Source organism: Yoonia maritima (assembly GCF_002933395.1).
In the GTDB taxonomy this organism is placed as follows: Bacteria; Pseudomonadota; Alphaproteobacteria; order Rhodobacterales; family Rhodobacteraceae; genus Yoonia; species Yoonia maritima_A.
The window spans coordinates 289,782-312,531 of the sequence record NZ_PKFN01000010.1 but is presented as its reverse complement, the minus strand read 5'-3'; the positions used below and the strand labels follow the sequence as shown (position 1 = coordinate 312,531).

Annotated in this window: 23 protein-coding genes, 1 tRNA gene and 1 pseudogene; 9 read left to right on the top strand and 16 right to left on the bottom strand. The window is 54.1% G+C overall.

Annotated elements, in window-relative coordinates:
- Window positions 1-173: 173 nt before the first annotated feature.
- The 4 genes and pseudogenes from CYQ09_RS14810 to CYQ09_RS14795 form a co-directional block, all read right to left on the bottom strand.
- Window positions 174-404, bottom strand: a pseudogene (locus CYQ09_RS14810) (integrase core domain-containing protein); the annotation flags it as partial.
- A gap of 241 nt (window positions 405-645) precedes the next feature.
- Window positions 646-1,521, bottom strand: a complete 876-nt coding sequence (locus CYQ09_RS14805) for a metallophosphoesterase (RefSeq protein ID WP_106746157.1) — start codon at window positions 1,519-1,521, stop codon at window positions 646-648.
- 8 nt (window positions 1,522-1,529) lie between these two features.
- Window positions 1,530-2,630: an AAA family ATPase gene (locus CYQ09_RS14800; protein ID WP_106746156.1), complete on the bottom strand. Its 1,101-nt coding sequence runs from the start codon at window positions 2,628-2,630 to the stop codon at window positions 1,530-1,532.
- Between the two features lie 311 nt (window positions 2,631-2,941).
- Window positions 2,942-3,018 (bottom strand) — tRNA-Arg (locus tag CYQ09_RS14795).
- Between the two features lie 89 nt (window positions 3,019-3,107).
- Between CYQ09_RS14795 and CYQ09_RS14790 the strand changes: the two genes are divergently transcribed.
- Window positions 3,108-4,133: a LacI family DNA-binding transcriptional regulator gene (locus CYQ09_RS14790; RefSeq protein ID WP_106746155.1), complete on the top strand. Its 1,026-nt coding sequence runs from the start codon at window positions 3,108-3,110 to the stop codon at window positions 4,131-4,133.
- 104 nt (window positions 4,134-4,237) lie between these two features.
- A complete protein-coding gene (locus tag CYQ09_RS14785) occupies window positions 4,238-4,813 on the top strand; it encodes a hemerythrin domain-containing protein (protein WP_106746194.1) in 576 nt (191 codons plus the stop codon).
- A 48-nt stretch (window positions 4,814-4,861) separates the two neighbouring features.
- On the opposite strand, the gene CYQ09_RS14780 is transcribed toward CYQ09_RS14785, so the two are convergent.
- From CYQ09_RS14780 to CYQ09_RS14765, 4 genes are all read right to left on the bottom strand, one after another.
- Window positions 4,862-5,806 carry a type IV pili methyl-accepting chemotaxis transducer N-terminal domain-containing protein gene (locus CYQ09_RS14780; protein ID WP_106746154.1) on the bottom strand — a complete coding sequence of 315 codons (945 nt, stop codon included), beginning with the start codon at window positions 5,804-5,806 and terminating at the stop codon, window positions 4,862-4,864.
- A gap of 129 nt (window positions 5,807-5,935) precedes the next feature.
- Complete coding sequence (locus CYQ09_RS14775; protein ID WP_106746153.1) at window positions 5,936-7,516, bottom strand: phosphate ABC transporter substrate-binding/OmpA family protein; 1,581 nt, start codon at window positions 7,514-7,516, stop codon at window positions 5,936-5,938.
- A 281-nt stretch (window positions 7,517-7,797) separates the two neighbouring features.
- Window positions 7,798-8,496, bottom strand: coding sequence for a winged helix-turn-helix domain-containing protein (locus CYQ09_RS14770; protein WP_204353966.1), 699 nt, complete (start codon window positions 8,494-8,496; stop codon window positions 7,798-7,800).
- A complete protein-coding gene (locus CYQ09_RS14765) occupies window positions 8,474-8,755 on the bottom strand; it encodes a hypothetical protein (RefSeq protein ID WP_106746152.1) in 282 nt (93 codons plus the stop codon). The genes CYQ09_RS14770 and CYQ09_RS14765 overlap by 23 nt, the downstream gene beginning before the upstream one ends.
- A gap of 167 nt (window positions 8,756-8,922) precedes the next feature.
- Between CYQ09_RS14765 and CYQ09_RS14760 the strand changes: the two genes are divergently transcribed.
- From CYQ09_RS14760 to CYQ09_RS14750, 3 genes are all read left to right on the top strand, one after another.
- On the top strand, window positions 8,923-9,384 hold the full coding sequence (locus CYQ09_RS14760) for a hypothetical protein (protein WP_106746151.1): 462 nt from the start codon (window positions 8,923-8,925) through the stop codon (window positions 9,382-9,384).
- Window positions 9,385-9,507: 123 nt separating this feature from the next.
- Complete coding sequence (locus CYQ09_RS14755) at window positions 9,508-10,125, top strand: ribonuclease HII (RefSeq protein ID WP_106746150.1); 618 nt, start codon at window positions 9,508-9,510, stop codon at window positions 10,123-10,125.
- 104 nt (window positions 10,126-10,229) lie between these two features.
- Window positions 10,230-11,339 (top strand): site-specific DNA-methyltransferase, encoded by a 1,110-nt coding sequence (locus tag CYQ09_RS14750; RefSeq protein WP_106746149.1) that lies wholly within the window; start codon window positions 10,230-10,232, stop codon window positions 11,337-11,339.
- Window positions 11,340-11,465: 126 nt separating this feature from the next.
- Here the strand turns inward: CYQ09_RS14750 and CYQ09_RS14745 are convergent, their stop codons facing one another.
- Both CYQ09_RS14745 and mutY read right to left on the bottom strand, forming a co-directional pair.
- Window positions 11,466-12,587 carry an alkane 1-monooxygenase gene (locus CYQ09_RS14745; protein WP_106746148.1) on the bottom strand — a complete coding sequence of 374 codons (1,122 nt, stop codon included), beginning with the start codon at window positions 12,585-12,587 and terminating at the stop codon, window positions 11,466-11,468.
- A 47-nt stretch (window positions 12,588-12,634) separates the two neighbouring features.
- The gene (mutY, locus tag CYQ09_RS14740; protein WP_106746147.1) at window positions 12,635-13,687 is read right to left on the bottom strand and encodes an A/G-specific adenine glycosylase; all 1,053 of its coding nucleotides are present in this window, start codon (window positions 13,685-13,687) and stop codon (window positions 12,635-12,637) included.
- Window positions 13,688-13,755: 68 nt separating this feature from the next.
- Here mutY and CYQ09_RS14735 point away from each other — a divergent pair, with 68 nt between their 5' ends.
- On the top strand, window positions 13,756-14,265 hold the full coding sequence (locus tag CYQ09_RS14735) for a DUF721 domain-containing protein (RefSeq protein ID WP_106746146.1): 510 nt from the start codon (window positions 13,756-13,758) through the stop codon (window positions 14,263-14,265).
- 12 nt (window positions 14,266-14,277) lie between these two features.
- The gene (locus CYQ09_RS14730; protein WP_106746145.1) at window positions 14,278-14,943 is read left to right on the top strand and encodes a DsbA family protein; all 666 of its coding nucleotides are present in this window, start codon (window positions 14,278-14,280) and stop codon (window positions 14,941-14,943) included.
- A 51-nt stretch (window positions 14,944-14,994) separates the two neighbouring features.
- On the opposite strand, the gene lpxK is transcribed toward CYQ09_RS14730, so the two are convergent.
- The 6 genes from lpxK to CYQ09_RS14700 form a co-directional block, all read right to left on the bottom strand.
- Window positions 14,995-15,981, bottom strand: coding sequence for a tetraacyldisaccharide 4'-kinase (gene lpxK, locus CYQ09_RS14725; RefSeq protein WP_106746144.1), 987 nt, complete (start codon window positions 15,979-15,981; stop codon window positions 14,995-14,997).
- On the bottom strand, window positions 15,982-17,178 hold the full coding sequence (locus CYQ09_RS14720; RefSeq protein WP_106746143.1) for a 3-deoxy-D-manno-octulosonic acid transferase: 1,197 nt from the start codon (window positions 17,176-17,178) through the stop codon (window positions 15,982-15,984).
- Between the two features lie 20 nt (window positions 17,179-17,198).
- Window positions 17,199-17,441, bottom strand: a complete 243-nt coding sequence (locus CYQ09_RS14715; protein ID WP_106746142.1) for a DUF4170 domain-containing protein — start codon at window positions 17,439-17,441, stop codon at window positions 17,199-17,201.
- A gap of 36 nt (window positions 17,442-17,477) precedes the next feature.
- Window positions 17,478-18,269 (bottom strand): 3'(2'),5'-bisphosphate nucleotidase CysQ, encoded by a 792-nt coding sequence (locus tag CYQ09_RS14710; RefSeq protein WP_106746141.1) that lies wholly within the window; start codon window positions 18,267-18,269, stop codon window positions 17,478-17,480.
- On the bottom strand, window positions 18,256-19,602 hold the full coding sequence (locus tag CYQ09_RS14705) for a TldD/PmbA family protein (RefSeq protein ID WP_106746140.1): 1,347 nt from the start codon (window positions 19,600-19,602) through the stop codon (window positions 18,256-18,258). The genes CYQ09_RS14710 and CYQ09_RS14705 overlap by 14 nt, the downstream gene beginning before the upstream one ends.
- A gap of 127 nt (window positions 19,603-19,729) precedes the next feature.
- Window positions 19,730-21,232, bottom strand: a complete 1,503-nt coding sequence (locus tag CYQ09_RS14700; protein ID WP_239495960.1) for a DUF2125 domain-containing protein — start codon at window positions 21,230-21,232, stop codon at window positions 19,730-19,732.
- A gap of 127 nt (window positions 21,233-21,359) precedes the next feature.
- Between CYQ09_RS14700 and CYQ09_RS14695 the strand changes: the two genes are divergently transcribed.
- Together CYQ09_RS14695 and CYQ09_RS14690 are read left to right on the top strand one after the other, a co-directional pair.
- Window positions 21,360-22,109: an SDR family oxidoreductase gene (locus tag CYQ09_RS14695; RefSeq protein WP_239495963.1), complete on the top strand. Its 750-nt coding sequence runs from the start codon at window positions 21,360-21,362 to the stop codon at window positions 22,107-22,109.
- Window positions 22,106-22,720, top strand: coding sequence for an enoyl-CoA hydratase/isomerase family protein (locus CYQ09_RS14690; RefSeq protein ID WP_106746138.1), 615 nt, complete (start codon window positions 22,106-22,108; stop codon window positions 22,718-22,720). Before CYQ09_RS14695 ends, CYQ09_RS14690 begins: the two co-directional genes overlap by 4 nt.
- Window positions 22,721-22,750 lie beyond the last annotated feature (30 nt).

The window sequence follows — 22,750 nt, the reverse complement described above, 5'->3', positions numbered from 1 at the left end:
GATGTAGCTCCTGACCTGAGCCCCAAGTTCCCCCCAGCTTTGCACTGAGCCCTTGGGGTTAATGCACTTGCCCCCAACCTTGGACCACCTGGGTCTAGATATTTCCGGCTTTCGTCAGATTGGTGGGCTGGTGTGGTAATCCCCCCATTTTTAATGGGGCCCAGCCGTAGAATTCAGGCGGCTGCTTTTAGTTTCATGGCGGGTGTCATGCGGCCGATGCCCATGTTGGGTCGCTCGTTGTTGTAAGTGCAGAGCCATTCTGTTGCCTGATCCTGTGCCTCCTCAATGGTTTCAAATATGTATTGCCCCAGCCATTCGCCTCGAACGGTGCGGTTGTAGCGCTCGATGTAGGCGTTCTGTTGCGGCTTGCCCGGTTGGATGTACTCCAGTCGAACATTGCGTTCCAGAATGGCGGCACTTCCGCAATTGAAGTGTGCGATGGAGAGTCCAATTGAATAGTCTTGTAAAAGTGGATGTAAAACTCAACATCTCATCAACCTAAGAGAGTTCGCTTGGCAATCAAAGCCAGTTTAGAGAATAATAAGAACGAAGTTCGCACTTGCAGCGAACGGCTCCTTTCCGCCGTCTTCAAGTAACTGTAACCAAACCCGACTGCTTACCCGCTCCACTCATCACCAGCGGTACCTAGCTTTTCCAAAGACAAGCTTCACGCAGATATGAGATCGACTCATCGATCAACTCACCCGCATATCCCACTGATACATTCCGGATATCCGTGCCCAGAACCTTCGCACGAAGCCGTCGGTGGGAATGACCAAAGAACCAAGCGTCTGGGCGGTGTCGGACGATGAGATCGCTCATGTCTGAATGGAATGCAGCTGACAGCGCATCGATGTAACCAGCAACGGCCCTGTGCGGTCCGTGGTGGGTGACGATGACCGTGCGGCCTTGATCCCCGCATGGATGCTGATCAGCGAGTTTTTCTTCCAGCCATGCGCGATGGTCCAGGTGGACGCGCAGCGTCTCTCGCGGCTTTAACCGTCGGTCGCGGCGCATGATCGGCACTTCGCTTGCTGGTATGCCATATGGCAACGGTGCGCCGATCCGGTCGTAGTCTGCCATGAGCAGATCCGCATCGCGCATCGCAATTGACTGCGCGCCGGACAGGTTAAAATCTGTCCATAATGTGCAGCAGAGGATGCGGGTATCTCCATGCAGCAAAGCCTGTTTCTGGACGAAGTGAGCACCGGCATCGTCTGTCACTTTCGCGAGAGCCGGATCATCGCTGAGATGGCCGGAATAGTAGTCATGATTCCCAGGAAACGCATAGATGCGACCGGGCGGGATGAACTCTGAAAGGTATTGAAACACCTGCGCCCATCGATCTGCTGGCCCATTTGTCAGATCGCCAGCGAGAATCAGCGCATCAGCATTCCACACCATATCCTGTAGCCCCCACACATCAGATGGAACCAGCGAGAAGCGGCGGTAGGTGTCAAAGTGCAGGTCGGCCAGAACGACGATTTCGCCGGTTCTGTAAGGGATGGTCTGATATTGCATGGCGCTACTCAGTTCAGCAAAGGTTGGTTGGCGAGCGTCTCGGCGCGGTCGAGCATGCGGCTGACAGTGCGCAGGCTCAGGCTGGCGTTGCTGATCGCACCGCTGTCGAAGACATCCATGAGGGCGGCCATTGCTGGGTCTGGTAAGCTGCGCCGATGGCCCTCTGTTTGCGCGAACTGGCGCAGCTGGCCTGCCGTCAGGTCCGGCAGGTCCAAGACAACGCAGCGGCTTTGCAACGGCTCGGGCAGCCCTTGGCGGCTGTTCGCGGTCATGACCCAGTTCACCCAAGAGAGATCGCACTTGATCTGGAAGAACGGGCATTGCCATGTCGCCGCGGTCATACGCTCCAGCAAAGGCAGCAGCGCATCGGTCAACGTATGTCGCGCCCCCTTGTTCGAATGCACCTCACCCGACTTCTCGATCTCGTCGATGATGACCAGTGGGCCACCATGGCGCTCCTGCAAAATGGTCTGCATTAACTTGCCTTCACCTGCGCTGCCCCAGCCTTTCTGGAGCCCGACAAGAGAGAATGTGGCAGGCTCGCCCGTCGCTTCGATCATCGTCGTGGGCACCGACAGGTGGTGCGCCACGCGGCGAGCCCAGTGGCTTTTGCCGATGCCCGGAGATCCGACCAGAACGAGCGGATTGAACCGTAACCCCGGCAACCCGTTACGGGCCGATGCACGCAAACCGTGCCAGACCGCTTCGGTGGCCCGTGACATCCATGGCATCTCGGCATGCAAGGCTGCCGCAATCTCGTCAGCTTCGTGCTCGGTTGCGATACAGGCGACAGGCAAACCGCCGTTGAGAGGGGTAAGGCGCACGCGGCTCTCTTCAGTCAGGTGATACATACCAGTCGATGTGTGCAGCCGTTCGAGGTATTTGACGGACCGCATTCTTATCCGACGCATATCTGCGTCATCAACGATGTCGTAGGGATACACACGGTCTTCATCTGTCATCCGGCCTGCCTCGATCTCGGTCCGCTGGGCTGCCTCACGAGTTGCCTTGAGGAAAGCCTTTAACCGCTTCTCGACATCCCGCAACTTCGGCAGATCATCGTGGAAAGTCAGATTATGGAACGGAATCGTGGAATGTGACCGGGTCATAGGAATTACCTTTCATGGCGCGGGCAAAGCTCGCGCGGTCGCCAAGACGTCGATGACGATCAGGGCTGTTGGATATGAAAGGTTCCGGAACCTGCTGCGTTCTTAGAAAAGCGATCGAGCCTGAAGTGTCAAATCGTCTGGGAAAGGGCGTTTTCCAACACATGCAAAGCTCGCGTCATAAATGCGCTAACAAATTGAAATTAATATATAATGTGGGCTTCAGAGAGATTTCAATCGTCCGGTTGCACCGGTTTGCGCACGCTATTGCTTTTTTTTGCGCAAGCATTTGGTTTTTCTGACATAGGTGTTTGTGGTGACCCCGATTGGATTCGAACCAATAACCTGCCCCTTAGGAGGGGGCTGCTCTATCCAGTTGAGCCACGGGGCCGTTGTGGTTGATCAATGCCTTTCTTTGTTCATCTGGTCAACGGGACAAAGGGTCGTTAACAATGTCGAATGCAATGACAGGACCGATCCGTGACCAGCCGCAATAAACGACCACTGACTCTGCGCGATGTTTCTGAAGCATCGGGTGTAAGCGAAATGACCGTTAGCCGCGTTTTACGTAACAAGGGTGATGTAAGTGCTGCGACCCGTCAAAAGGTGCAGGACGCCGCGAAGAGTTTGGGGTATGTGCCCAACAAAATCGCTGGTGCACTGGCGTCGCAACGCGTGAACCTTGTTGCGGTGATTATTCCATCATTGGGGAACATGGTCTTCCCAGAGGTTCTTTCTGGTATTTCGGAAGTGTTAGAAGATACCGTGTTGCAGCCAGTTGTCGGCGTTACAGACTATCTTCCTGAAAAAGAAGAAAAAGTTCTTTTTGAAATGCTGTCTTGGCGACCATCTGGGGTGATCATTGCCGGTCTTGAACATTCTGAGGCGTCGCGTGCCATGCTGCAGCAGTCTGGTATTCCGGTTGTTGAAATCATGGATGTTGATGGCGATCCGGTAGATGCGTGCGTTGGTATTTCACACCGTCGCGCAGGTCGGATCATGGCCGAGGAGATCATCGCAGCGGGTTATAAACGTATCGGCTTTATGGGCACGAAGATGCCGCTCGATCACCGTGCCCGCAAACGGTTCGAAGGCTTTACGCGGACGCTTGCGCAGTCTGGTGTCGAAATCGCAGATCAGGAGTTTTATTCTGGCGGTTCTGCGCTTGCCAAAGGCCGCGAGATGACAGCCAAGATGATCGAACGGACGCCGGATCTCGATTTTTTATATTTCTCGAATGATATGATTGGGGCAGGTGGCCTGTTGTATCTGCTTGAAAAGGGTATCGAGGTCCCCGGTCAAATTGGGCTTGCGGCGTTTAACGGTGTTGAATTGCTGGACGGTTTACCGATCCAGTTGGCGACGATGGATGCATGTCGCCGTGAAATCGGTGCTAAGGCAGCCCAAATTATTGCCGATTACCATGACGGTGCAGATCAAGAAGAGGGTCAGCTTGTAACGCTCAGCCCCAAGCTTGCTTTGGGGGATACTCTGCGTCGCCGCTGATGGGTCGTGCTTGAAAGCACAGAAGTTCATCGTTCAATTGATAGCAAACTAGGATATCCAATTAGCAACGCACGCAGTGCGTCTGTTTGACAGATTGGATTGCCATGACTCCTGAACTTGCCCTTGCGAACCGTAAAGCACTGCCCGATCCATTGCGCGTGTTGATTAGAGAATTCCCTCGCGATGAATGGAAGACCAATCCAAACTATTCGCAGTTGATTGCATTTTGGTTGGACCGCCATCTTATGTTTCGTCGTTTGCTCACGCAATTGAATGGCGACCTTGAAGGTGTGATGGATTCTAATATGGACCCTGAAAACTATAAACGCAGCCTTTCACGCTATGGCGGGATGTTGATTAATCAGCTTCACGGACATCACCAAATCGAAGATGCGCAGTATTTTCCGGTTATGGCCAAATTGGACAAACGCGTTTCGCGTGGCTTTGATTTGTTGGATTCCGATCACCATGCGATGGATGGTCTGCTTGCCGGGCTTGCTGGTGGCGCGAATGATGTCTTGCAGTTTGATGCGAATAAGAAGGCAAAGTTCACGGATCGCTTAGGCGATTTGCACAGGATACTTGATGACTTTGGAAAGATGCTGAATAGGCATTTGATCGACGAAGAAGAACTGGTCGTTCCCGTGTTGTTAAAATACGCGCCAGAACAGCTACGCTAACAAAAAGGGCGCCTCGGTGGGCGCCCCTTTCAGTCAAACTGGTGGGCCTTACAATCCCAGTTTCGAGTTTTTATCGTAGAGCACGGTAACGTTGTTCATACGAGCTTCGATGCCTAAGAATGCAAAGAACACACGTTGACGCGTTGCTTCGTCAAGCGATGCGCCACTTTGTGCTTGTGCAAGAAGTGGCTGAAGTGCGTCCCATTCTTCGACAGCGAATTGAAGACCTTCTTCGATCCGTGCTGTTGGCGGTGGGCGAACCCCAACGCTTTCTAAGCCATTACGCAGGGCCGACAGCGTGTCACTGAACAGTTGCGCGTTCTTGGCTAGATCGGCTTGTGCTTGTTCGACGTTGATCCCTGATGCGATCAAGCAAACGTCTTTCGACATTTGCGCTGCCAACGTCCGTTGACGGCCTGAAAGGTCGATCAAAAGCGCATCAGCGTGCAGCAATGCAACAGGATCGGCATATTGTCCGGTGATTTCACTCACAAGAATGTTGGCCGTTTCCAAAAGCGGGCCACTTTTGTCGGCAAGCGCTTTGATTTGCGCATTATCATCTGCAGCAACGGCTGTTGCGGTTGCTTGGTCAAGCAGCGGACCCCATTCATCGTTTAACGAGCTGATAACTTGCAACGTGCGCGGTCGGGTTTCTTCGCCCACCACGCCCATCCGGCGGTTGCCTTGCAGTAATGCATCGCTGATGACCGTAAACTGTTCTGCTGAGATTTGCAGAACGGCTTGGCTTTCGCGAACAGTGATGCCCGAGTTGAGGTTGCAAGCTGAAGCAATGATGCGTTGGCTTAGCGTCGAAAGCTGGCCTGCAATATTGATCCGTTCGCTCGCGCCAACATCGGTTGCAATGTTTTGGGCAGATGCGCCCGTCGCAATGCAAAGTCCGATCGACGCGACCGAGGCAACGCGGGTAAGTCCAGAGAACGTGAACCGCCGTGATGCCGCCAACTTGGTCTTTAGATTAGTTGTTTTTGACATATCATTTCCTTTATCGTTCCCGTCTCAGGCACTGGCTTAGACAATCGTTAACTCTTGCAGGTATCGCTAGATAAACTTTGGTCGGTTGCGAGCGCGTGAATTGGGTACGTTGGTCATTGGCTGAACAAGTTACGCTGGTGACTTGATCCAAACTTCGACGCGGCGGTTGATGCGGCGGCCTTCTTGGTTTGCGTTGCAGCCAGATGGCGCAATTTCACCGTACCCAACCGAAGAAACTGTGATGCCATTGATACGGTCCCCAGCATATGAAACGAGGTCTTGTGCGACCTGAGACGCGCGTTGCTGTGACAAATCACGGTTGCCATCGAATTGGCCTACGTCATCGGTAAAGCCAGCAAGCAAGACTTCTGTGCCTTCGGGCTGTGTTTCGAGGTATTCGATCAGACGATCACGGTCGATCCGGCCGCGTTCATCCAGCTGTGCAGAGCCTGTGCGGAAGCGGAATGTCGTTGAAAGACGGTCATAATCAACCATCTGGCCCAACATTTGGCGCATAAATCCGGCCTCGTAGGCATCTGCAGCAGGGTCAAGCAGGCTGCGTGCGCGGCTGCTTTCAAGTGACTGTTCGCGACGATCTACAGCAAAGCCGATAAACCCAGCCTTGCCGATTAGGCTATCGGCGTCGTTTGAGCGGGCAAAGTCGACGAACGCAAGCGTTTGATCCGAAGCGGTGTCTTGTCGTGTGTAAAGGTACAGGCGACGCTGCAACGCGTATTCTTCGGTACGTGCTGAAAACGCATCAGGTGTCATTGTGATCCCGCATTCGTTCACAAGGCTAACCGGGTTTGCACCACGTTGGAACGAATAACCGACGACGCCGATTGCACCTTGTGTTGCGTTTACAAGCTGTGATGCTTCGCTTCCGGATGTGGCGATCTGCGCACCAGATGCAAGCGATGCAGTGGTTTCACCGAAAATGCGGTCTTCAAACACAGCACGGGTACCGGAGTCTTCGGATTGGGTAATGACCGTGATGGGCATATCAGGCCCACCAACCTGTGACCAATTCGTGATCTGACCAGAATAGATTGCGCGAATTTCTTCGGTTGTCAGTGTGTCGATCGGGTTTGCCGCGTTTGTAATGACAACAAGGCTATCGATTGCGACGATGTGTTCTTGGGCTGGGTCGACCATGTTACCGCCGCCGGCATCACGCAGGCTGCGGGCTTCGTCAGGGACAATGCGCCGCGACGACATAGCGATTTCAGCTTCGCCTGAAAGCAACTGTTGGAAACCGTCACTGGAACCGGTTGAAGCAACAAGGAACGAAACCAGATCGTCACCAAAGCCCTGATCGGCTGTCAGTGTCGCGATGAGTTCGCCGTTTTGCCCGGTGTTTCCAAGCGACGCAGCGGCATCAAGAACGCCTGCGTACCCTTCAAGCAAAAGCGGCATTAAGCCGGACCCAACAACATCAGATCCCCCAATCGTGATATCGGTTTCGACTGTGTTGAATGTCGGGCAGGACGCGCCAGAACAGCTCACTCGGCTTGCGGCGACCCGCAATTCGCCAAGCGCCGTCGCAATGATGTAGGCGTTGTCTTGGAAGTCGATGAACTCCCCTGTCATGTTCACTGTACCGTCGCCTGATGACAACGTCACTTCGCCTGCTTGCGCCATACCTGCGATGGTCAAGCTGCTTGCAAGGGTCACAATACCCAATGCAGCATTCGTTCGCTTACTTAACATTAATTACTCTCCTCCCCGGGTAGGTGATCAATTTATCGGCGAAAAATTGCCGCAAACGGATGCGCCCAGGTTTATGTGTCTACGTAATTAACCATTAGTTGGTCGAATTGTGCGCAAATTGCGGCGAATCTTTTCCAAAGTAGAGGAGAAGCGGATGAAATCGCTAAAATCGTCGACTTTTTGGATCAAATCCTATCCAAATGACCCATTCATTTTAGAGTCTCTGCGCGGAACGCCGCTTATTGCGAAAGTGATTCGTGCGACTTAACGCCGCGTCATCTTTAGACCATTTTGATCACATCTTTATCAATCGCGAGCATGTATCCTTTGCGTGCGATGTTTTTGACTAGTAGTTCACTGATCATTTGATTGCCCAAAGTATCGCGCAGCCGTTTGATCCGAGTTGCGCCTGCTGCCTCTTCGCAGTCGATGCTATTTCGGCCAGAAATGACGCCTTCAATTTCGGCGCCCGAAAGGACTTCGTCGTCCATGCGCGCCTCTGCTAAGACCGATAAGGTTTCGATTGCGGCTTCGGTTAGTTTGAATTCGAAATCATTTAGGTACACCGCCTTTTGATCACGGCTAATGATAAGTGAATTCACTTCGATCCCCTGCCGTTCAATTTTGCTCATCCGCCGGTTCAATACGACGAGCATGGCAAGGAACGCGACGGCCGCGATCAGCAGGGCGGTCGCAAATACCAGTAGGACAAAGATCACAAAGCGATAAGATGATAATGTATCTGAAAACGCTGTCCCCGATTGCGCCAGAATTTCCAGCAGCTTGATTTCTGCGTTTCCCGTGAGCGTGTCGTTTTCCACGAACAATCGTTCTACGCGTACATTAAATGCATTTGCGTCCGGCAGATTGATAAATAATAAAATAGCTGCGATGGCCAAAATTAGAACAATTGCTGCGATGCCCGCGACAACGATTTTATTGCCGATCTCACGTGCCTCAGTAGCGGAGGAAGTAGTCACCAGCGCTGCCCCTTCTTTCTTCTAGCCCGGCATCGTCAAAGACACCGAGCACATTCAATAGTTGCCAGCCGTCGCGTTCCAACGCCGGGCGTAGTTGATCTTCGGCAGACCGTACACTGCAATCGCCGCGGACTTGGGTCACACCATAATGAAGCCGCAGTGGTCCGTCTTGCTTGGCCTTATAATCAGCATAGCAATCAGCCTGCGCAGCCCCTGCGGTCATGCAGAAAATCATGAATGTAAAAGAAAGATGTTTCATGGCTCTAATTGACCTTAAAGCGGGCTGATATTCAATAACGTCATATGTTATCGTGTAGGCCATTGCATAACCATACCCCGTTATTGTTTGGCAGCGAAGGTTCGCTCCAGTTTCGTTTCATCAGCGTCACCCATTCTTTTTGGCGCAACAGATGAAAAGGAACACATATGTTTAAATCACTGATCGCAGGTGTCGCCGCCGTTTCCTTAATGTTTGCGACCGCTATACCAGCGCAAGCAAATGGATTTGATCGCGAGGATGCTGGCAAGTTGATTATCGGGCTCGCCGCAATTGCGGCGTTGAACGCGGCGCTAGAGAACCGAGACCGCAATGACCGCGAGCCAGCACAGATTGATGATCGACCGCAGCGCCATCCAGGAGGCTGGACAGGTCGCCCGCGTCCTGCGGGCAATCGAAATGTTTTGCCGTCTGAATGTTTGGGCCAAATTGATACCCGCTATGGAGATCATCGGATGTACATGAGCCGTTGTCTTGAGCGGCATCAAGTCCGGGTTGCTCAATTGCCGCGCCGTTGTGAAGTACGGCTGTTCACTAACCACGGCCCCAGAAACGGCTTTGACCCCGCCTGCATGCGCCAAGAAGGCTATCGTTCTGATCGGCGTCGCTAAGACGCTGACACTTAGCGCGACTTCAAGCCCCAGTCGTCGTGCCACCTTGGAGCAAGGGTTCGATATGGCCCTTGCCCCTTTTTTTATTCTTGAACCACGGCCCGTGTTCTGGTCACTGATCATATGACAAAACCTGATTACACATTTGAACAAGCCGCGCTTGATCGCGGTTTCACTTATATCGCTGGCGTGGATGAGGTGGGGCGCGGCCCGCTTGCTGGTCCCGTCGTTGCAGCCGCTGTCGTGCTGGACGCAAACAACATCCCCGACGGATTGAATGACAGCAAAAAGCTGACCGCCAAGAAACGTGATGCGCTTTATGACGCGATAATGGAGCAAGCCGACGTATCGCTCGCGCAGGCGACAGTAGCCGAGATAGACGAACACAACATTTTGCGCGCATCCCATATTGCGATGGTACGGGCGATTGCCGGGCTAAAACAGCCGACGGATTACGCATTGATCGACGGCAACATGGTGCCGCGCGGTTTGACCATTTCAACCAAGACAGTCGTAAAAGGTGACGGGCGTAGCCTGTCGATTGCAGCGGCTTCTATCGTCGCCAAAGTGTGGCGCGACCGACACATGGTGGATTTGGCGCAACAGTACCCGGGTTATGGTTGGGAAAAGAACGCGGGTTACCCGACTGCGGCACACAAATCAGGGTTGGAAAACCTTGGTGTGACCCCACACCATAGACGTTCGTTCAAGCCGGTGCACAATATCTTGTATCAAGAGTAAAACGTAACCCATTGATTCAATAAAACTTTTGACAGTGAATCCAGTCTGACTCACACTAGGGGCAACCAAAGAGCGGAATAACCGCCGGGTGTATGAGGCAGAAAATGACGATTAAAACCAAAGCAAAAGGGGCTTCTAAGCTCCCTCTGAACACGATTCTTGATGGTGACTGCATCGAGCGTATGAACAGCATGCCTGCGGGTTCTGTTGATCTAATCTTTGCGGACCCACCCTATAACTTGCAGCTAAAAGGCGACTTGCATCGCCCGGACAATTCCAAAGTCGACGCAGTTGATGACGCATGGGACCAGTTCGACAGCTTCAAAGCATATGACCGCTTTACGCACGAATGGCTCAAGGCGGCGCGCCGTCTTCTAAAGCCAAACGGTGCAATCTGGATTATCGGCAGCTACCACAATGTTTTCCGCATGGGTGCAGAGTTGCAAAACCAAGGTTTCTGGATCCTGAACGATGTTGTTTGGCGCAAATCCAACCCGATGCCGAACTTCCGTGGCAAACGCCTGACCAACGCGCATGAGACGCTGATCTGGGCATCCAAAGAAGAAGCTAGCAAATACACCTTTAACTATGAGGCGCTGAAGGCGCTGAACGAAGGCGTGCAAATGCGGTCTGACTGGGTTCTACCCATCTGTACCGGCCACGAGCGCCTGAAAAACGACGCAGGCGAAAAAGCTCACCCAACCCAAAAGCCGCAGTCTCTGCTGCACCGTGTGTTGGTTGCGACAACGAACCCCGGTGATGTTGTTCTTGACCCATTCTTTGGCACTGGCACGACAGGTGCCGTTTCTAAGATGCTTGGTCGTAACTTCATCGGCATCGAGCGCGAAGAAGCATACCGCAAGGTTGCCGAAAAACGTATCGCTAACACCCGCAAATTCGATAGCGAAGCACTTGAGGTTTCCACATCGAAACGCGCAGAGCCACGTGTCGCATTTGGTGTTCTGGTTGAACGCGGTATGTTGCGCCCCGGCGAAGAGCTGTGGTCGCTGAATGGTCGTCACAAAGCCAAAGTACGTGCAGACGGCACGCTGGTTGGTGATGACATCAAAGGATCGATCCATCAGGTCGGCGCCCATCTTGAAGGCGCACCAAGCTGTAACGGCTGGACCTATTGGCAATTTAAACGCGACGGACAGAAAGTTCCGATTGATCTGCTACGCCAGCAGATCCGCTCAGAGATGGCGAAGCACTGACGCAGGCTTAACTGCGTCACATTCCCCAACGTTGATACCGCCGGTGATTGCGGAGAACCCTTCCATGGTGGAAGGGGCCGCGATTACTAACTTTGCCCGCCGTCTTTGTACGGCGGGTTTTTTTGTTTAGCGAGGTAGGGGATTGGTTGCTGATTTATACGGTGCCCAGTCTTCGATCTCTGGGTAGTACAGGTTGCGCCATGTGTGGACGCGTGGGTGCATGACCTTTCGCCAGATGGATGGGACTAGTGCTGCCATCGTCATTACAGGGTACCCAAACGGAAGCTGCGGCGCCTCGTCGTCGGCGTAGTTTTGAAGCAGCGGGAAGCGTCGGTCGGGTTTGTAGTGATGGTCCGAATGGCGTTGCAGGTTGATCAACAGCCAGTTTGACGCTTTGTGCGCCGCGTTCCATGAATGGCGCGGTTTCACATGCTCATATTTACCAGCGCCCAGATGTTTACGCGTGAGTGCGTAATGTTCGACATAGTTGACCAGTTCTAGCTGGAAAACCGCCCAAAAGGCTTGGGTGGCGAACAGGAACACACCCCACCATCCCGCGATCGCGAATGACAAAATCGCAAATCCTGCCTCAAGCGCCCAATACCGCCAAAAGGGGTTGGACTTGTGATGCCAAGGTAGCTTTTTACGCGCGAGCATCGCCTTTTCCGCAAGAAACGACGACGTTAGGCTTTGCCAAAGGACACGGGGGAAGAAATGATAAAAGCCTTCTCCGTACCGCGCGGTGACAGGGTCACGCGGTGTGCCGACATAGCGGTGATGAACCAACAGATGCTCGGACCGGAAGTGCCCGTATAGGACCGAAGTCAGCAGAATATCACCCAGCCAGCGTTCGATCTTTGGCTTTTGGTGCATCAGTTCGTGGCTGTAGTTGATTCCGATAGTACCGGATAAAATCCCCAGCGCGGCGAATAGCGCCCATTCTTCACCCCAGTGCAAATGCCCGGATCGCGCCACATAGATCATCAGACCGAAAATAGTGATCAATTGAACAGGCACCCAGATCAGCGTGATAAGGCGATACCAGAAAAGATCTTTGTCCTCGGTGTCTGGGTCTTTGTTTTCGAGGTTCAGGCCCAGCAAGAAATCCAAGAATGTGAACAGATACCAAGTCGCCAGCGGTAGCAGCGCGATGGCCCAGCCACCATAAATTGCAGCGACAACAGCGATTGGGATTAGCGCAAGCGACAGCCAGAACGGAAGCGCGGCACTGATGCTTTTGATCGACATAGGGAACCTCGTAGTTACAATAAACCTACGCTTGGGACTGTGAACGCTCAAGAGTCGCGTAGCGTCGGACCAGCCAGATTGAATACTTTGCGCATCGCCGTGGGTAGGGCGGTGGGGCTGAAATCGGTCTTTGCGACGAACTCGCCGCGTGCTGGTGACGCGTCCATCCCAACCGATGCTGTCATGATGGTTAGGCGCAAATGGAAATGCGTAAAGGTATGCCGAGCCTCTTCGTTTAGGGTTTGCCAGTCCGCATCAATAGGTGGTGCAGGGTCAGGTGCATCGCCCCATTCAGACCCCGGCCAACCTAACATCCCGCCCAAAAGCCCGCTTTCAGGGCGCGTTTCCAACAGCCACGCGCCGTCACTGCGACATACGACATAGGCAATCCCAAACCGAGTCGGCGTTTTCTTTTTTGGTGTTTTCTTTGGCAGCTCTGCCGCAGTTCCTGCACTCTGTGCATCGCAAGGCTCTCGCCAAGGGCAAATTCCGCAAGCAGGGCTTTTGGGCGTGCAGATGGTTGCACCTAGGTCCATCACTGCTTGGGCATAATCGCCGGGTCGTTTTGTGGGGGTCAGTGCGCGTGCTTTTTCGGTTAATGCGGCCTTTGATCCCGGCAATGGGTCGTGGATGTTATGAAGTCGCGCCATGACGCGTTCTACGTTTCCGTCCACAACTGTTTCAGGCAGATCAAACGCGATGGATGAAATCGCGGCAGCCGTGTAGGGGCCGATGCCGGGCAGCGTCAGAAGTGTTTCATAGTTTTGCGGAAAAACACCATCATGGTTATCAACAACCGCACGGGCACATTTCAGCAGATTTCGGGCACGTGCATAGTAACCCAGCCCTGCCCATGCTGCCATGACGTCGGCGTCTTCGGCTGCTGCCAATTCGTGCACGGTTGGCCATAACGACATGAATTTGTTATGGTATTCACGAACGGCGGCAACGGTTGTTTGCTGCAACATGACCTCTGACATCCACACTGCATAAGGATTCGGAAGCGTTCCGGCGTTGCGCGCATCAGGTGGCACGCGCCACGGCATTGCCCGCGCATGGACATCATACCAGTCCAAAAGCTGTAAACTGAGGTCACGCAATGGTTATTTACCTTTCAGATCGCAGGCGCTGACTTGGCGCAACGACTGACATACAGTAGAGCTTAGTTATGAAACAAGCACGCCATAAGGGCACCACGCGCGGATTTTCTCGTGCGGCGACGTTGATGCAAACCCGCATTCGCACCGCAAGCGAAGAGCGTGGCTTTGCCGTGACACGTCTATTGACCCATTGGCCAGAGGTTGTGGGTGAAGCAACCGCAAGTGTCGCGACCCCTGTGAACGTGAGTTACGGCAAAGGTGGCATGGGCGCGACCCTGACCTTGCTGACGACGGGCGCACAGGCCCCGATGCTTGAGATGCAAAAAGAGCAAATTCGCGAAAAGGTGAATGCCTGCTATGGCTACCGCGCCATCGCGCGTGTGCGTATTACGCAGACAGCACCGACAGGATTTGCTGAGGGGCGCGTGGCTTTTACCCCAGCCCCGAAAACCCGCAAAACACCCAGCCCAGCCGCGCAATCGGAAGCGCAAGCCATGGCTGACACCGTTCAAAGCGACGATTTGCGTGCGGCCCTTGCGGCGCTGGGCGCGAACGTCTTATCAAAACAAAAAACCTGAATAGAGGTGAACATGAAACGTAGAACTTTATTGGCCACTGGTGGCGCTGCCATTTTGACCGTTGGGGCTGGCCTTGGGCTGTTGCCGCGTAATCAGCAGACGGGTCTTTTGCCCGGTGCAGCAAACGCACAAGAAGCAACGGGTGAACTGCCTGAGGTCATGGAAATGGTCGTTGGCAACCCGATGGCGAATGTCGAAGTGATCGAATACGCATCATTCACTTGCCCACATTGCGCCAGCTTTAACGCGAACCAGCACAAGCTGCTAAAAGCGAATTACATTGATACGAACAAAATCCGTTTCGTTTATCGCGAAGTGTATTTTGACCGTCCCGGTCTTTGGGCGTCAATGATTGCGCGTTGCACAGACAACCCTGACTTCTTCTTTGCATTCTCGGACGTGTTGTATGAACAGCAACGCGAATGGCTGGCAAGCGGCGATCCCGCAACGATCATTGAAGAACTGCGTCGCCTTGGTAAGACAGCGGGCCTTGATGATGCGGCGCTTGATGCGTGCCTTAGTGACGCCGCCAAAGCCGAAGCGCTGTACACTTGGTACCAAGACAACGCTGAGCGCGACGACATAAGCTCTACTCCGAGCTTCCTGATTGACGGCGAAAAGTATTCGAACATGAACTACGATGAATTCGCTGCAATTCTGGACGAAAAGCTTAGCTAAGTTTAGCGGAACATTAATAAGAAGGCGGGCCGTTTGGCCCGCCTTTTTGCGTTATAGGCCTAGCTGATCAAACGCTTGGTCAATGGGTGCCCAATCTGCGATTTGTAGTCGTACTGGCAAGGTTATGACCTTCGTCCGAAAACTGTCAGGCAGACGTACGGCGTCTTTTTCGGTGGTAACCAGTTGTGCGTTTCGCGTTTGCGCCTCGATCTCAAGCCGTTTCATCAACGCATCGGTCAGTGGTTGATGGTCGGCCAGTGCCTCGGCGCGCACAACGTCAGCGCCCATTTCGCGCAGCGTCAGAAAGAACTTCTCGGGGTGGCCGATACCTGCAAATGCCAGCAGCTTCAGGCTTTGCCACGGCATGCCAGTTGGAAGTGGTGCAAGGTGTCCGGTCAAATGCGGTACATCGAACGTCCAATCGGTGGCAAATTGGTCCTGCGCCTTTGCAGGCCCAATGGATAGTACAAGGTCGGCGCGCTGAAGTCCGACATCGACTGGTTCGCGCAGTGGCCCTGCCGGAATAACCCGCCCATTACCGAACCCGCGCATGGCATCAACGACAACGATAGACAGGTCTTTGGCGACGGCTGGGTTTTGAAACCCGTCGTCTAGTAAAATAACATCTGCACCTGCGTTTTGGGCTGCCTGCACACCTGCAGCGCGATCACGCGCGACCCAAGTCGGTGCAAAAGCAGCAAGCAGTAGCGGTTCATCGCCCGTTTGATTGGCTTTATGCTTGCGTTCATCCACCTGAATTGGGCCTTCAAGGCTGCCCCCGTATCCGCGCGACACAACATGCGGCGTGTGTCCGCGTTCTTTAAGCCGTTCAATCAGCGCGATTGTTGTAGGTGTCTTACCTGTACCGCCAGCGTTGATATTGCCAAGACAAATTACGGGTACATCCGGCCTGATGGCTGCAGGCCGTTTTAAACGACGTGCCGTCAGACTGCCGTAGATCGCGGCCAATGGTGCTAATAGACGTGCTGCAAAGGCGGGGCGATCTGGGGCCGTAAACCAAAATAAAGGCGCGCGCATTCAGTGCCCCAATTCTTCGAGCCGCAGCCGGATATAATCGGCAATCCGGTTGCTTACCGTTGCCCCACGAGAGGTGACATCCCATGCGGCATGCGCAAGTTCGGCAGTTTTATCAACAGCGAGCAAAATTTCGATGATTGATCCCAAATCGCCGCTTGATCGAATGAGACGCGACGCGCTTGCGGCATTCAAACGCGCGGCATGTCGTTGAAACGGCGCAACAAGCGGACCGTATAGGACGGCCGAACCCAATGCTGTCGCCTCGAAAGGATCACGGCAGCCGCCGCCGCGTAACGTGCCACCGATAAAGGTGATTGGCGAAATCCGATACCACAAACCTAGATCATCATCTGTGTCGATAACATAAACTTGGGTTAGTTCAGTAGGTTCGGGTTCTTCGGATCGCAGCGTGACGTAGAACCCTTTTTCACGCATCTTTTCGGCAAATGCTGTCGCATCATTTTTGTTGCGTGGGATCATAATAAATAAAAGACGGTGCGCGCGGCGGCTTGCCTGTAGGTGCGCACGGCTAAGGTCGTTTAGCTCGGCTAGATGCGCGGCGGCGGCCAACCATGTGGGGCGCGTGCCAATCGCTTTTACCAACGCTTGTCGCTCGTCTTCGTCGCAGGGCAGGGGCGGTGGGCAATCTTCCATTGCGCCAGACACGATAATTGCATCTGGTGACGCACCTGCACGGGTTAAGCGGTTGGCAGCGTTTTTATCAAGAGCGAGAATAGCTTCGAATTGCGATAGAAGAGATCTCATTGCGCCGGGCACCCAGCCCCCCGTGACCTGTTCTAGCCCATCGCCGTTTGCGTCGACCAAAATGCTGTGCATTTTGGCAGCGCGCATTTCATCCATAAGCAAGGGGTCAAGATCACCCCTGACCCAAACCCCAAGGGTAGGTTTCCAGTGCTCGATGAACTCGCGTATTGTTTCTTTGCTTCGGGGTTCCTGTATCGCGCGTCCACCAATTTGGTGATTCCACTCACGCAGGGTCGCCACGATTGTGATCGGATCACCATCGACAGTTATTTTGCGCCCAAGCGTCTCGATTGCGGTGAGTTGATCGGCATGGGTGCAGCGCGCCCATATCACGACCCCTTCCGGGCGTGCCGGATAAGCAAGAAGACGCGTCGGCTGGTCAGCCGACCCCCGGCTTGCCAGATAGGCTGCAATTGAAAGGGATCGTGCCATATTTGACTATCCAGCGGGGCTTAGCCCAATTCTTCGGTCGCAGATGCGGCTGTTTCTTCGTCACGCAGGCGATGAATATGCGCGATAAAATAACGCATGTGTGCGTTATCAACGGTGCGTTGGGCCGCGCCTTTCCAAGCGTTATACGCCGTTTCATAGTTCGGAAACATACCGACAACGTCGATGGCATCGACATCTTTGAACGCATTTTTCGTCGGGTCGATTAGTTCGCCACCAAAGACAAGGTGCAGGCGCTGGGTCATGGGAAAACCTTTGTGAGTGTTTAGATTACAAGCAGTCTAGGGGTTTGCGTTCTGCGGCTCAAGGAGCACGGCCAGATTGGCGTGCAAATTAGGGCCAGCGGCCAAAACACCCGGCACCTTCGGGAAAATGTTGTTGAACTGAAGTGGGCGGTCATGTTGGTCTGTGACGCGTGCGCCGGCCTCGGTCGCGATCAAAGCGCCAGCAGCAATGTCCCATTCCCAACTTGGCCGGAGCGTCATCATCCCATCAAAACGGCCTTGCCCTACAAGGCACAGCCGATAAGCCAGCGATGATCGAAACGCATGTTTTACCGGAGGCGCAACACCTCCGCGCCAAAACCGACCGTCAAAGTTGGGTTTGGCACCAAGGATTGTAGCAGCTTCGATCTGTGCCTCAGAGGCACAGATAGGTGCGCCGTTCATTGTTGCGCCGCCGCCGAGCGTGGCCGCATACATTAACTCGCGGACAGGCAAATAGACGGCTGCCGCAACGACACGGCTATCTTCCACGATGGCAAGGGCATGCGACCAGTCTTTACCACCTTCGATAAAGGCGCGGGTTCCGTCGATGGGGTCCACCACGAATTGGCGTTCCGTCGACATCCGGGCATCGGAGTCTTCGGTTTCTTCGGACAGCCAGCCATAATCAGGGCGTGCATCGCCCAGCGTCTCGGCCAGCATGTTGTTCACGGCCAAGTCGGCCTCTGTCACCGGGCCTGCACCGTCGGGTTTATCAGTGACGTTAGGGTTTTTCTGGAAAAACCGCATGGCGATGTCGCCCGATTGACGAGCGGCATCAATAAGAAGCGAAAGATCAGTCTCCGGCAAGGGTTAGCCCTTCGACCAGAAGCGATGGCACAACGCGCGACAGATACGTCCGGGCATCATTTGCTGGTATAATCGACATCAGCATATCCCGTAGGTTACCTGCCACGGTGCATTCATTCACGGGATAAGTGATTTCACCGTTCTCTACCCAAAACCCAGAGGCACCGCGCGAATAGTCGCCAGTGTTTGGGTTAATCGTTGATCCGATCATCGATGTAACCAGTAGACCAGTACCCATCTGCTTAAGCAGTTCGTCGCGTGTCTTATCACCTTGGGTCAAGGCAACGTTGGTCAGGCTTGGGTTTGGTGGTCCGCCAGTGCCGCGGGCAGCATTTGCTGTACTTTCCAGCCCCAACTGCCGGGCCGTGGCAAGGTCAAGCGTCCAGCCCGTTAGCAAGCCATCATCAACAATCGCGCGTTGCGATGTTTGCAGGCCTTCGGCGTCAAACAGCTTTGATCCCGGAACACGTGCACGGTGTGGATTTTCAATGATCGAAAGACCTTTAGGCAGTACCTGTTGATCCAGCGCATCACGTAGCCAGCTAGACCCACGCGCGATCATCACGCCATTGGTCGCCTGTAGCAGGTGGCCGATCAGGCCGCTGGCAATCCGTTCGTCGAACATCACAGGGTAGGCGCCAGTCTTGGGTTTACGGGCACCTTTGCGTTCAACCGCACGGGCCGCGGCGATTGTGCCAATTTCTTCGGCGTCGCGCAGGTCGGCCTGAAATACGCGGCTGTCGTAATCGTAATCGCGCTCCATCTCGGCACCGGTGCCGCTGATCGCAACACACGACAGGCCGCGATCGGTGCGGGCATAACCCGCAGAAAACCCGTTGGTCGCGGACATGTGTATTTGGCGGCGGCTATAGCCGGAGGATGCAGATTGCACCTGACTGATGCCGGGATTGCGCAGGGCGGCGGCTTCGGCGCGGGCGGCAGCGTCTTGCAGCGCGGCGGGATCGGGTTCTTCGCTCGGATCGGATAATTCAAGAACATCCGTTTCGAGGTTCGTCGCCAACTGCGACGGATCAGCCAACCCAGCATAGGGGTCTTCTGGCGCTTCTTTCGCCATCGCAACAGCGCGTTCAGCAACTTGGATCAGCGTATCCGGCTTAGTGTCGGATGATGACACACAGGCCTGACGCTGGCCAACCAGAACACGCAATCCGATATCCACCCCTTCGGACCGTTCCGCATGCTCAAGCGCACCTGCGCGGACGTCGATTGAAATAGAGGTGCCATCCACGGCAATCGCATCGGCGCTATCAGCGCCAGCGCGGCGGGCAGCATCCAATAGCTGCTGGGTCAGATCAGAAAGAGGCTGTGTCATCAGGTATCCTTTGTTCTCTCAGACGTAGTGTGTCAGACCTTTGGCTGCAAGCGGGCTTGGCCTCGAACGTTAAGAACAAAAAAGGCGCGCCGGTTGCCCGACGCGCCGTTTGCTTCATGTGTGGCAGTTATTTAACGCGTTGTCCGTTAACAAGAACATGACCTTCGCCATTCACTTCTAGGGTTGTTTCAAGTTGGTCGTCGCCGGTGGTGCGGGCGAACATGCCCATCATCATCCGTGGACCCATGACTTGCTCTTCTGGGATCAGACCCATATCGATTAGGTTGTCGATCAGTTGGTTCAGGCCATTCGCCTTGATCGCGACTTCGCCTTCGGGGCGCGGCATTGGCGCGAATGTCTGCGTATCAGTTGAATCGAATGTAAAATCTCCGGCACCCGTGACCAAAGCACCCGCAAGTGCGATTTTCAGATTTTCGAGCGATAGCGTGTTCAGTTCAAACGGAAGGTTGTCGCCTTTGATTGTTGCCTGCTGCGCAGGGTCCATCATGTCGATCATCGGCTGAGCGGTGCCAGAAAGTGCGAACTGGATCGTCGCAGGGTCGTGCGGCAGTACGTTACCCGGATCAATCATGCCCCAAATCATTTCGTTGATCGCAACGTCGATGAAATCAAAGCTCAGGCGGAAATCTTCAGGTTGATCGGACTTGCCCAAGGGTGCTTCGAAGCCAATACCATACTTCGCAAAAGTAAGCTCGATTGGAAAAGGAACTTCGGACCCTGTGATGTTAACGGCAACGTCGTTTGCGTTCGCATCATAAGAAACCACAGTGCTATTGAACTGTCCCTTAAGGTCGGTATCGCCCATGCTGACAGAACCCGCGAACTGTTCGCCATCTGCGTTTACATCGAAAATATAGCTGGCTGCATCAAGGGTATATCCGCCCTCCATCGCAAAACCGTTCGCAAACAGTTCTTCGGGGTTTTCGAAGTCCGCATCGATAGGCATCGCGATTGTCGCGGCCATATTGATGCCTTCGATCTTACCGCCGCCGGTAAAGTATTCGTCTTTGCCGCCCGGCACTTGAACATCAACAAGGATATCCGTTGATGCGATGTCCAGATCATAGCTGATATCACGCGTTTCAGTCTCGGCGGTGGCATAGGTGCCTGACATATCGTTCAGCACAATGCTTGCAGTGCCGTCAAATGTGACATCGCCGTCAACGATATCTTTCAGCGCAATCGCGATGCTATCTGCTTTTACGTCATAGTTCATCGCATCGGGGTCGCCGGACACAACAAGTTCAAGGCCGGACTGTGTGGTTTCAACTGTAACAACCACATCGGATTCGGGCGTGAATGTGATCGGGTAGCTGTCGCTCATCGTGATGACGACGCTACCGTTACGTTTTTCTTCGAAGCGTAGTTCTTCGATAGAGTAGTTTGAGGTAATTTCAGGCGAAGTTGATGTGACGGAAAGGTTGCTAACAACCAGTGTATCGCCAGACATTTCTTCTGACCCAACTTCAATTTCAGTCTGCTGGTAAAGCGACATTTGCTCTTTCCAGTCGTCCCAGACCTGCTGCGCAGTCACGTCAGCCTGTGCGGCGCCACCAGCAATCATTGCTGCAATGCAGACAGCGCTGCGCATTTTCATTGAGTAGGTCATTCGAATTCCTTTTCGTTATAATCTGCCCCGGTCGTTGTCGGCGTCAACAAGTCGTGCCAAGATCGGGTGTATCGATCGATAAACTAATCACCAATGCAGCTTACCGAAAGGGACAAGCGTGAAAAACATTAACATGGTCGGGAAAACCATACTTATCACGGGTGCTAGCCGGGGTATCGGTGCCGCTGCCGCCCGCGAATTTGCGGTAGCAGGGGCCAATGTGGCATTGCTTGCACGTAGTACAGACCACATTGCGGACATCGCCGGAGAGATCGGCGAAAAGGCGCTCGCCATTCCTTGTGACGTGTCGCGGCATTCCGAAGTAGAGGCCGCCGTCGCAGCAACAGCCCGCACATTTGGTGGGTTGGATGTACTGATCAATAACGCCGGGGTCATCGACCCGATTGGCGATCTATCTGACGCTGACCCGGATGCGTGGGGACGCGCGATTGATATCAACCTTAAGGGCGTGATGTACGGCATGCGTGCCGCGCTTCCGGGTATGATTGCGCAGGGCCATGGTACGATTATCAACGTGTCGTCGGGTGCAGCGCATGGTCCTGTCGAAGGCTGGACCGCATACTGTAGTTCAAAGGCGGGTGCATATATGCTGACGCGTGGCGCTGATCTGGAAAACCGGTCCAAGGGCGTGCGTGTCATGGGCCTTTCACCGGGAACCGTGGCGACAGAAATGCAGCGCGAGATTAAGGCGTCAGGGATCAATGCGGTTAGTCAGCTAGATTGGTCTGATCACGTGCCGCCGGAATGGCCAGCCAAGACCCTTGTTTGGATGTGCACGCCAGAGGCCGACGCCTACATGGGGCTAGATGTAAGCCTGCGTGAACAAACCATTCGCGAACAAGTAGGTCTTGTATGATCCACTGTGAAGTGACGGGTGACCTGTGGCGGATCACGATTGATCGGCCTGAAAAAGCGGGTGCTTTGACCCGCACCATGCTCGTCGAACTTGCCGAGATTGCAGAGCGTGCAAAAGAAGCCAAAGTTGTCGTTTTTGCAGGAACAGGGTCTGTTTTTAGTGCCGGTGCCGATCTAGAGGAAGCCCGCGCAGGGCTTGCGGTTGATCCTGTTTGGGAACGGCTATCTTCGGCGGTGGCTGCTTTGCCGGGATTGACGATCGCCGCTCTGAACGGAACTGTCGCAGGCGGGGCCTTTGGATTGGTGCTTGCCTGTGATCTGCGGATCGCCGTGCCAAAGGCAAAGTTCTTTTATCCGGTTATGAAGCTAGGCTTCCTGCCGCAGCCGTCGGACCCCGTGCGCATGGCCGCATTGATCGGCCCATCGCGTGCGAAAATGATCCTGATGGCGGGCCAAAAGGTTCTTGCGGATGAGGCTCTGCAATGGGGGCTGATCGACCGGATTGTGCCTGAAAGCGAACTTGATGCCCATGTCGCCACGTTATCGCAGGGCGCGCTTGGCGCTGAATATAGACATGTTAAGGGCATCAAAGGGCTGATTCCGGCGGGGTAATCCTTACTTGCCCTACTGGTGCAGGAACGG

Bases quoted from the DNA above. Each gene is read 5' to 3' on its own strand.
- CYQ09_RS14785 (WP_106746194.1), top strand. From the start codon at position 4,238: ATGACTCCTGAACTTGCCCTTGCGAACCGTAAAGCACTGCCCGATCCA.
- CYQ09_RS14745 (WP_106746148.1), bottom strand. From the start codon at position 12,587: ATGTCGATCAAAAGCATCAGTGCCGCGCTTCCGTTCTGGCTGTCGCTT.
- CYQ09_RS14735 (WP_106746146.1), top strand. From the start codon at position 13,756: ATGAAACAAGCACGCCATAAGGGCACCACGCGCGGATTTTCTCGTGCG.
- CYQ09_RS14730 (WP_106746145.1), top strand. From the start codon at position 14,278: ATGAAACGTAGAACTTTATTGGCCACTGGTGGCGCTGCCATTTTGACC.
- CYQ09_RS14800 (WP_106746156.1), bottom strand. From the start codon at position 2,630: ATGACCCGGTCACATTCCACGATTCCGTTCCATAATCTGACTTTCCAC.
- CYQ09_RS14760 (WP_106746151.1), top strand. From the start codon at position 8,923: ATGTTTAAATCACTGATCGCAGGTGTCGCCGCCGTTTCCTTAATGTTT.
- CYQ09_RS14705 (WP_106746140.1), bottom strand. From the start codon at position 19,602: ATGACACAGCCTCTTTCTGATCTGACCCAGCAGCTATTGGATGCTGCC.
- lpxK (WP_106746144.1), bottom strand. From the start codon at position 15,981: ATGCGCGCGCCTTTATTTTGGTTTACGGCCCCAGATCGCCCCGCCTTT.
- CYQ09_RS14690 (WP_106746138.1), top strand. From the start codon at position 22,106: ATGATCCACTGTGAAGTGACGGGTGACCTGTGGCGGATCACGATTGAT.
- CYQ09_RS14765 (WP_106746152.1), bottom strand. From the start codon at position 8,755: ATGAAACATCTTTCTTTTACATTCATGATTTTCTGCATGACCGCAGGG.
- CYQ09_RS14700 (WP_239495960.1), bottom strand. From the start codon at position 21,232: ATGACCTACTCAATGAAAATGCGCAGCGCTGTCTGCATTGCAGCAATG.
- CYQ09_RS14750 (WP_106746149.1), top strand. From the start codon at position 10,230: ATGACGATTAAAACCAAAGCAAAAGGGGCTTCTAAGCTCCCTCTGAAC.
- CYQ09_RS14775 (WP_106746153.1), bottom strand. From the start codon at position 7,516: ATGTTAAGTAAGCGAACGAATGCTGCATTGGGTATTGTGACCCTTGCA.
- CYQ09_RS14805 (WP_106746157.1), bottom strand. From the start codon at position 1,521: ATGCAATATCAGACCATCCCTTACAGAACCGGCGAAATCGTCGTTCTG.
- CYQ09_RS14715 (WP_106746142.1), bottom strand. From the start codon at position 17,441: ATGACCCAGCGCCTGCACCTTGTCTTTGGTGGCGAACTAATCGACCCG.
- CYQ09_RS14755 (WP_106746150.1), top strand. From the start codon at position 9,508: ATGACAAAACCTGATTACACATTTGAACAAGCCGCGCTTGATCGCGGT.
- CYQ09_RS14780 (WP_106746154.1), bottom strand. From the start codon at position 5,806: ATGTCAAAAACAACTAATCTAAAGACCAAGTTGGCGGCATCACGGCGG.
- CYQ09_RS14720 (WP_106746143.1), bottom strand. From the start codon at position 17,178: ATGGCACGATCCCTTTCAATTGCAGCCTATCTGGCAAGCCGGGGGTCG.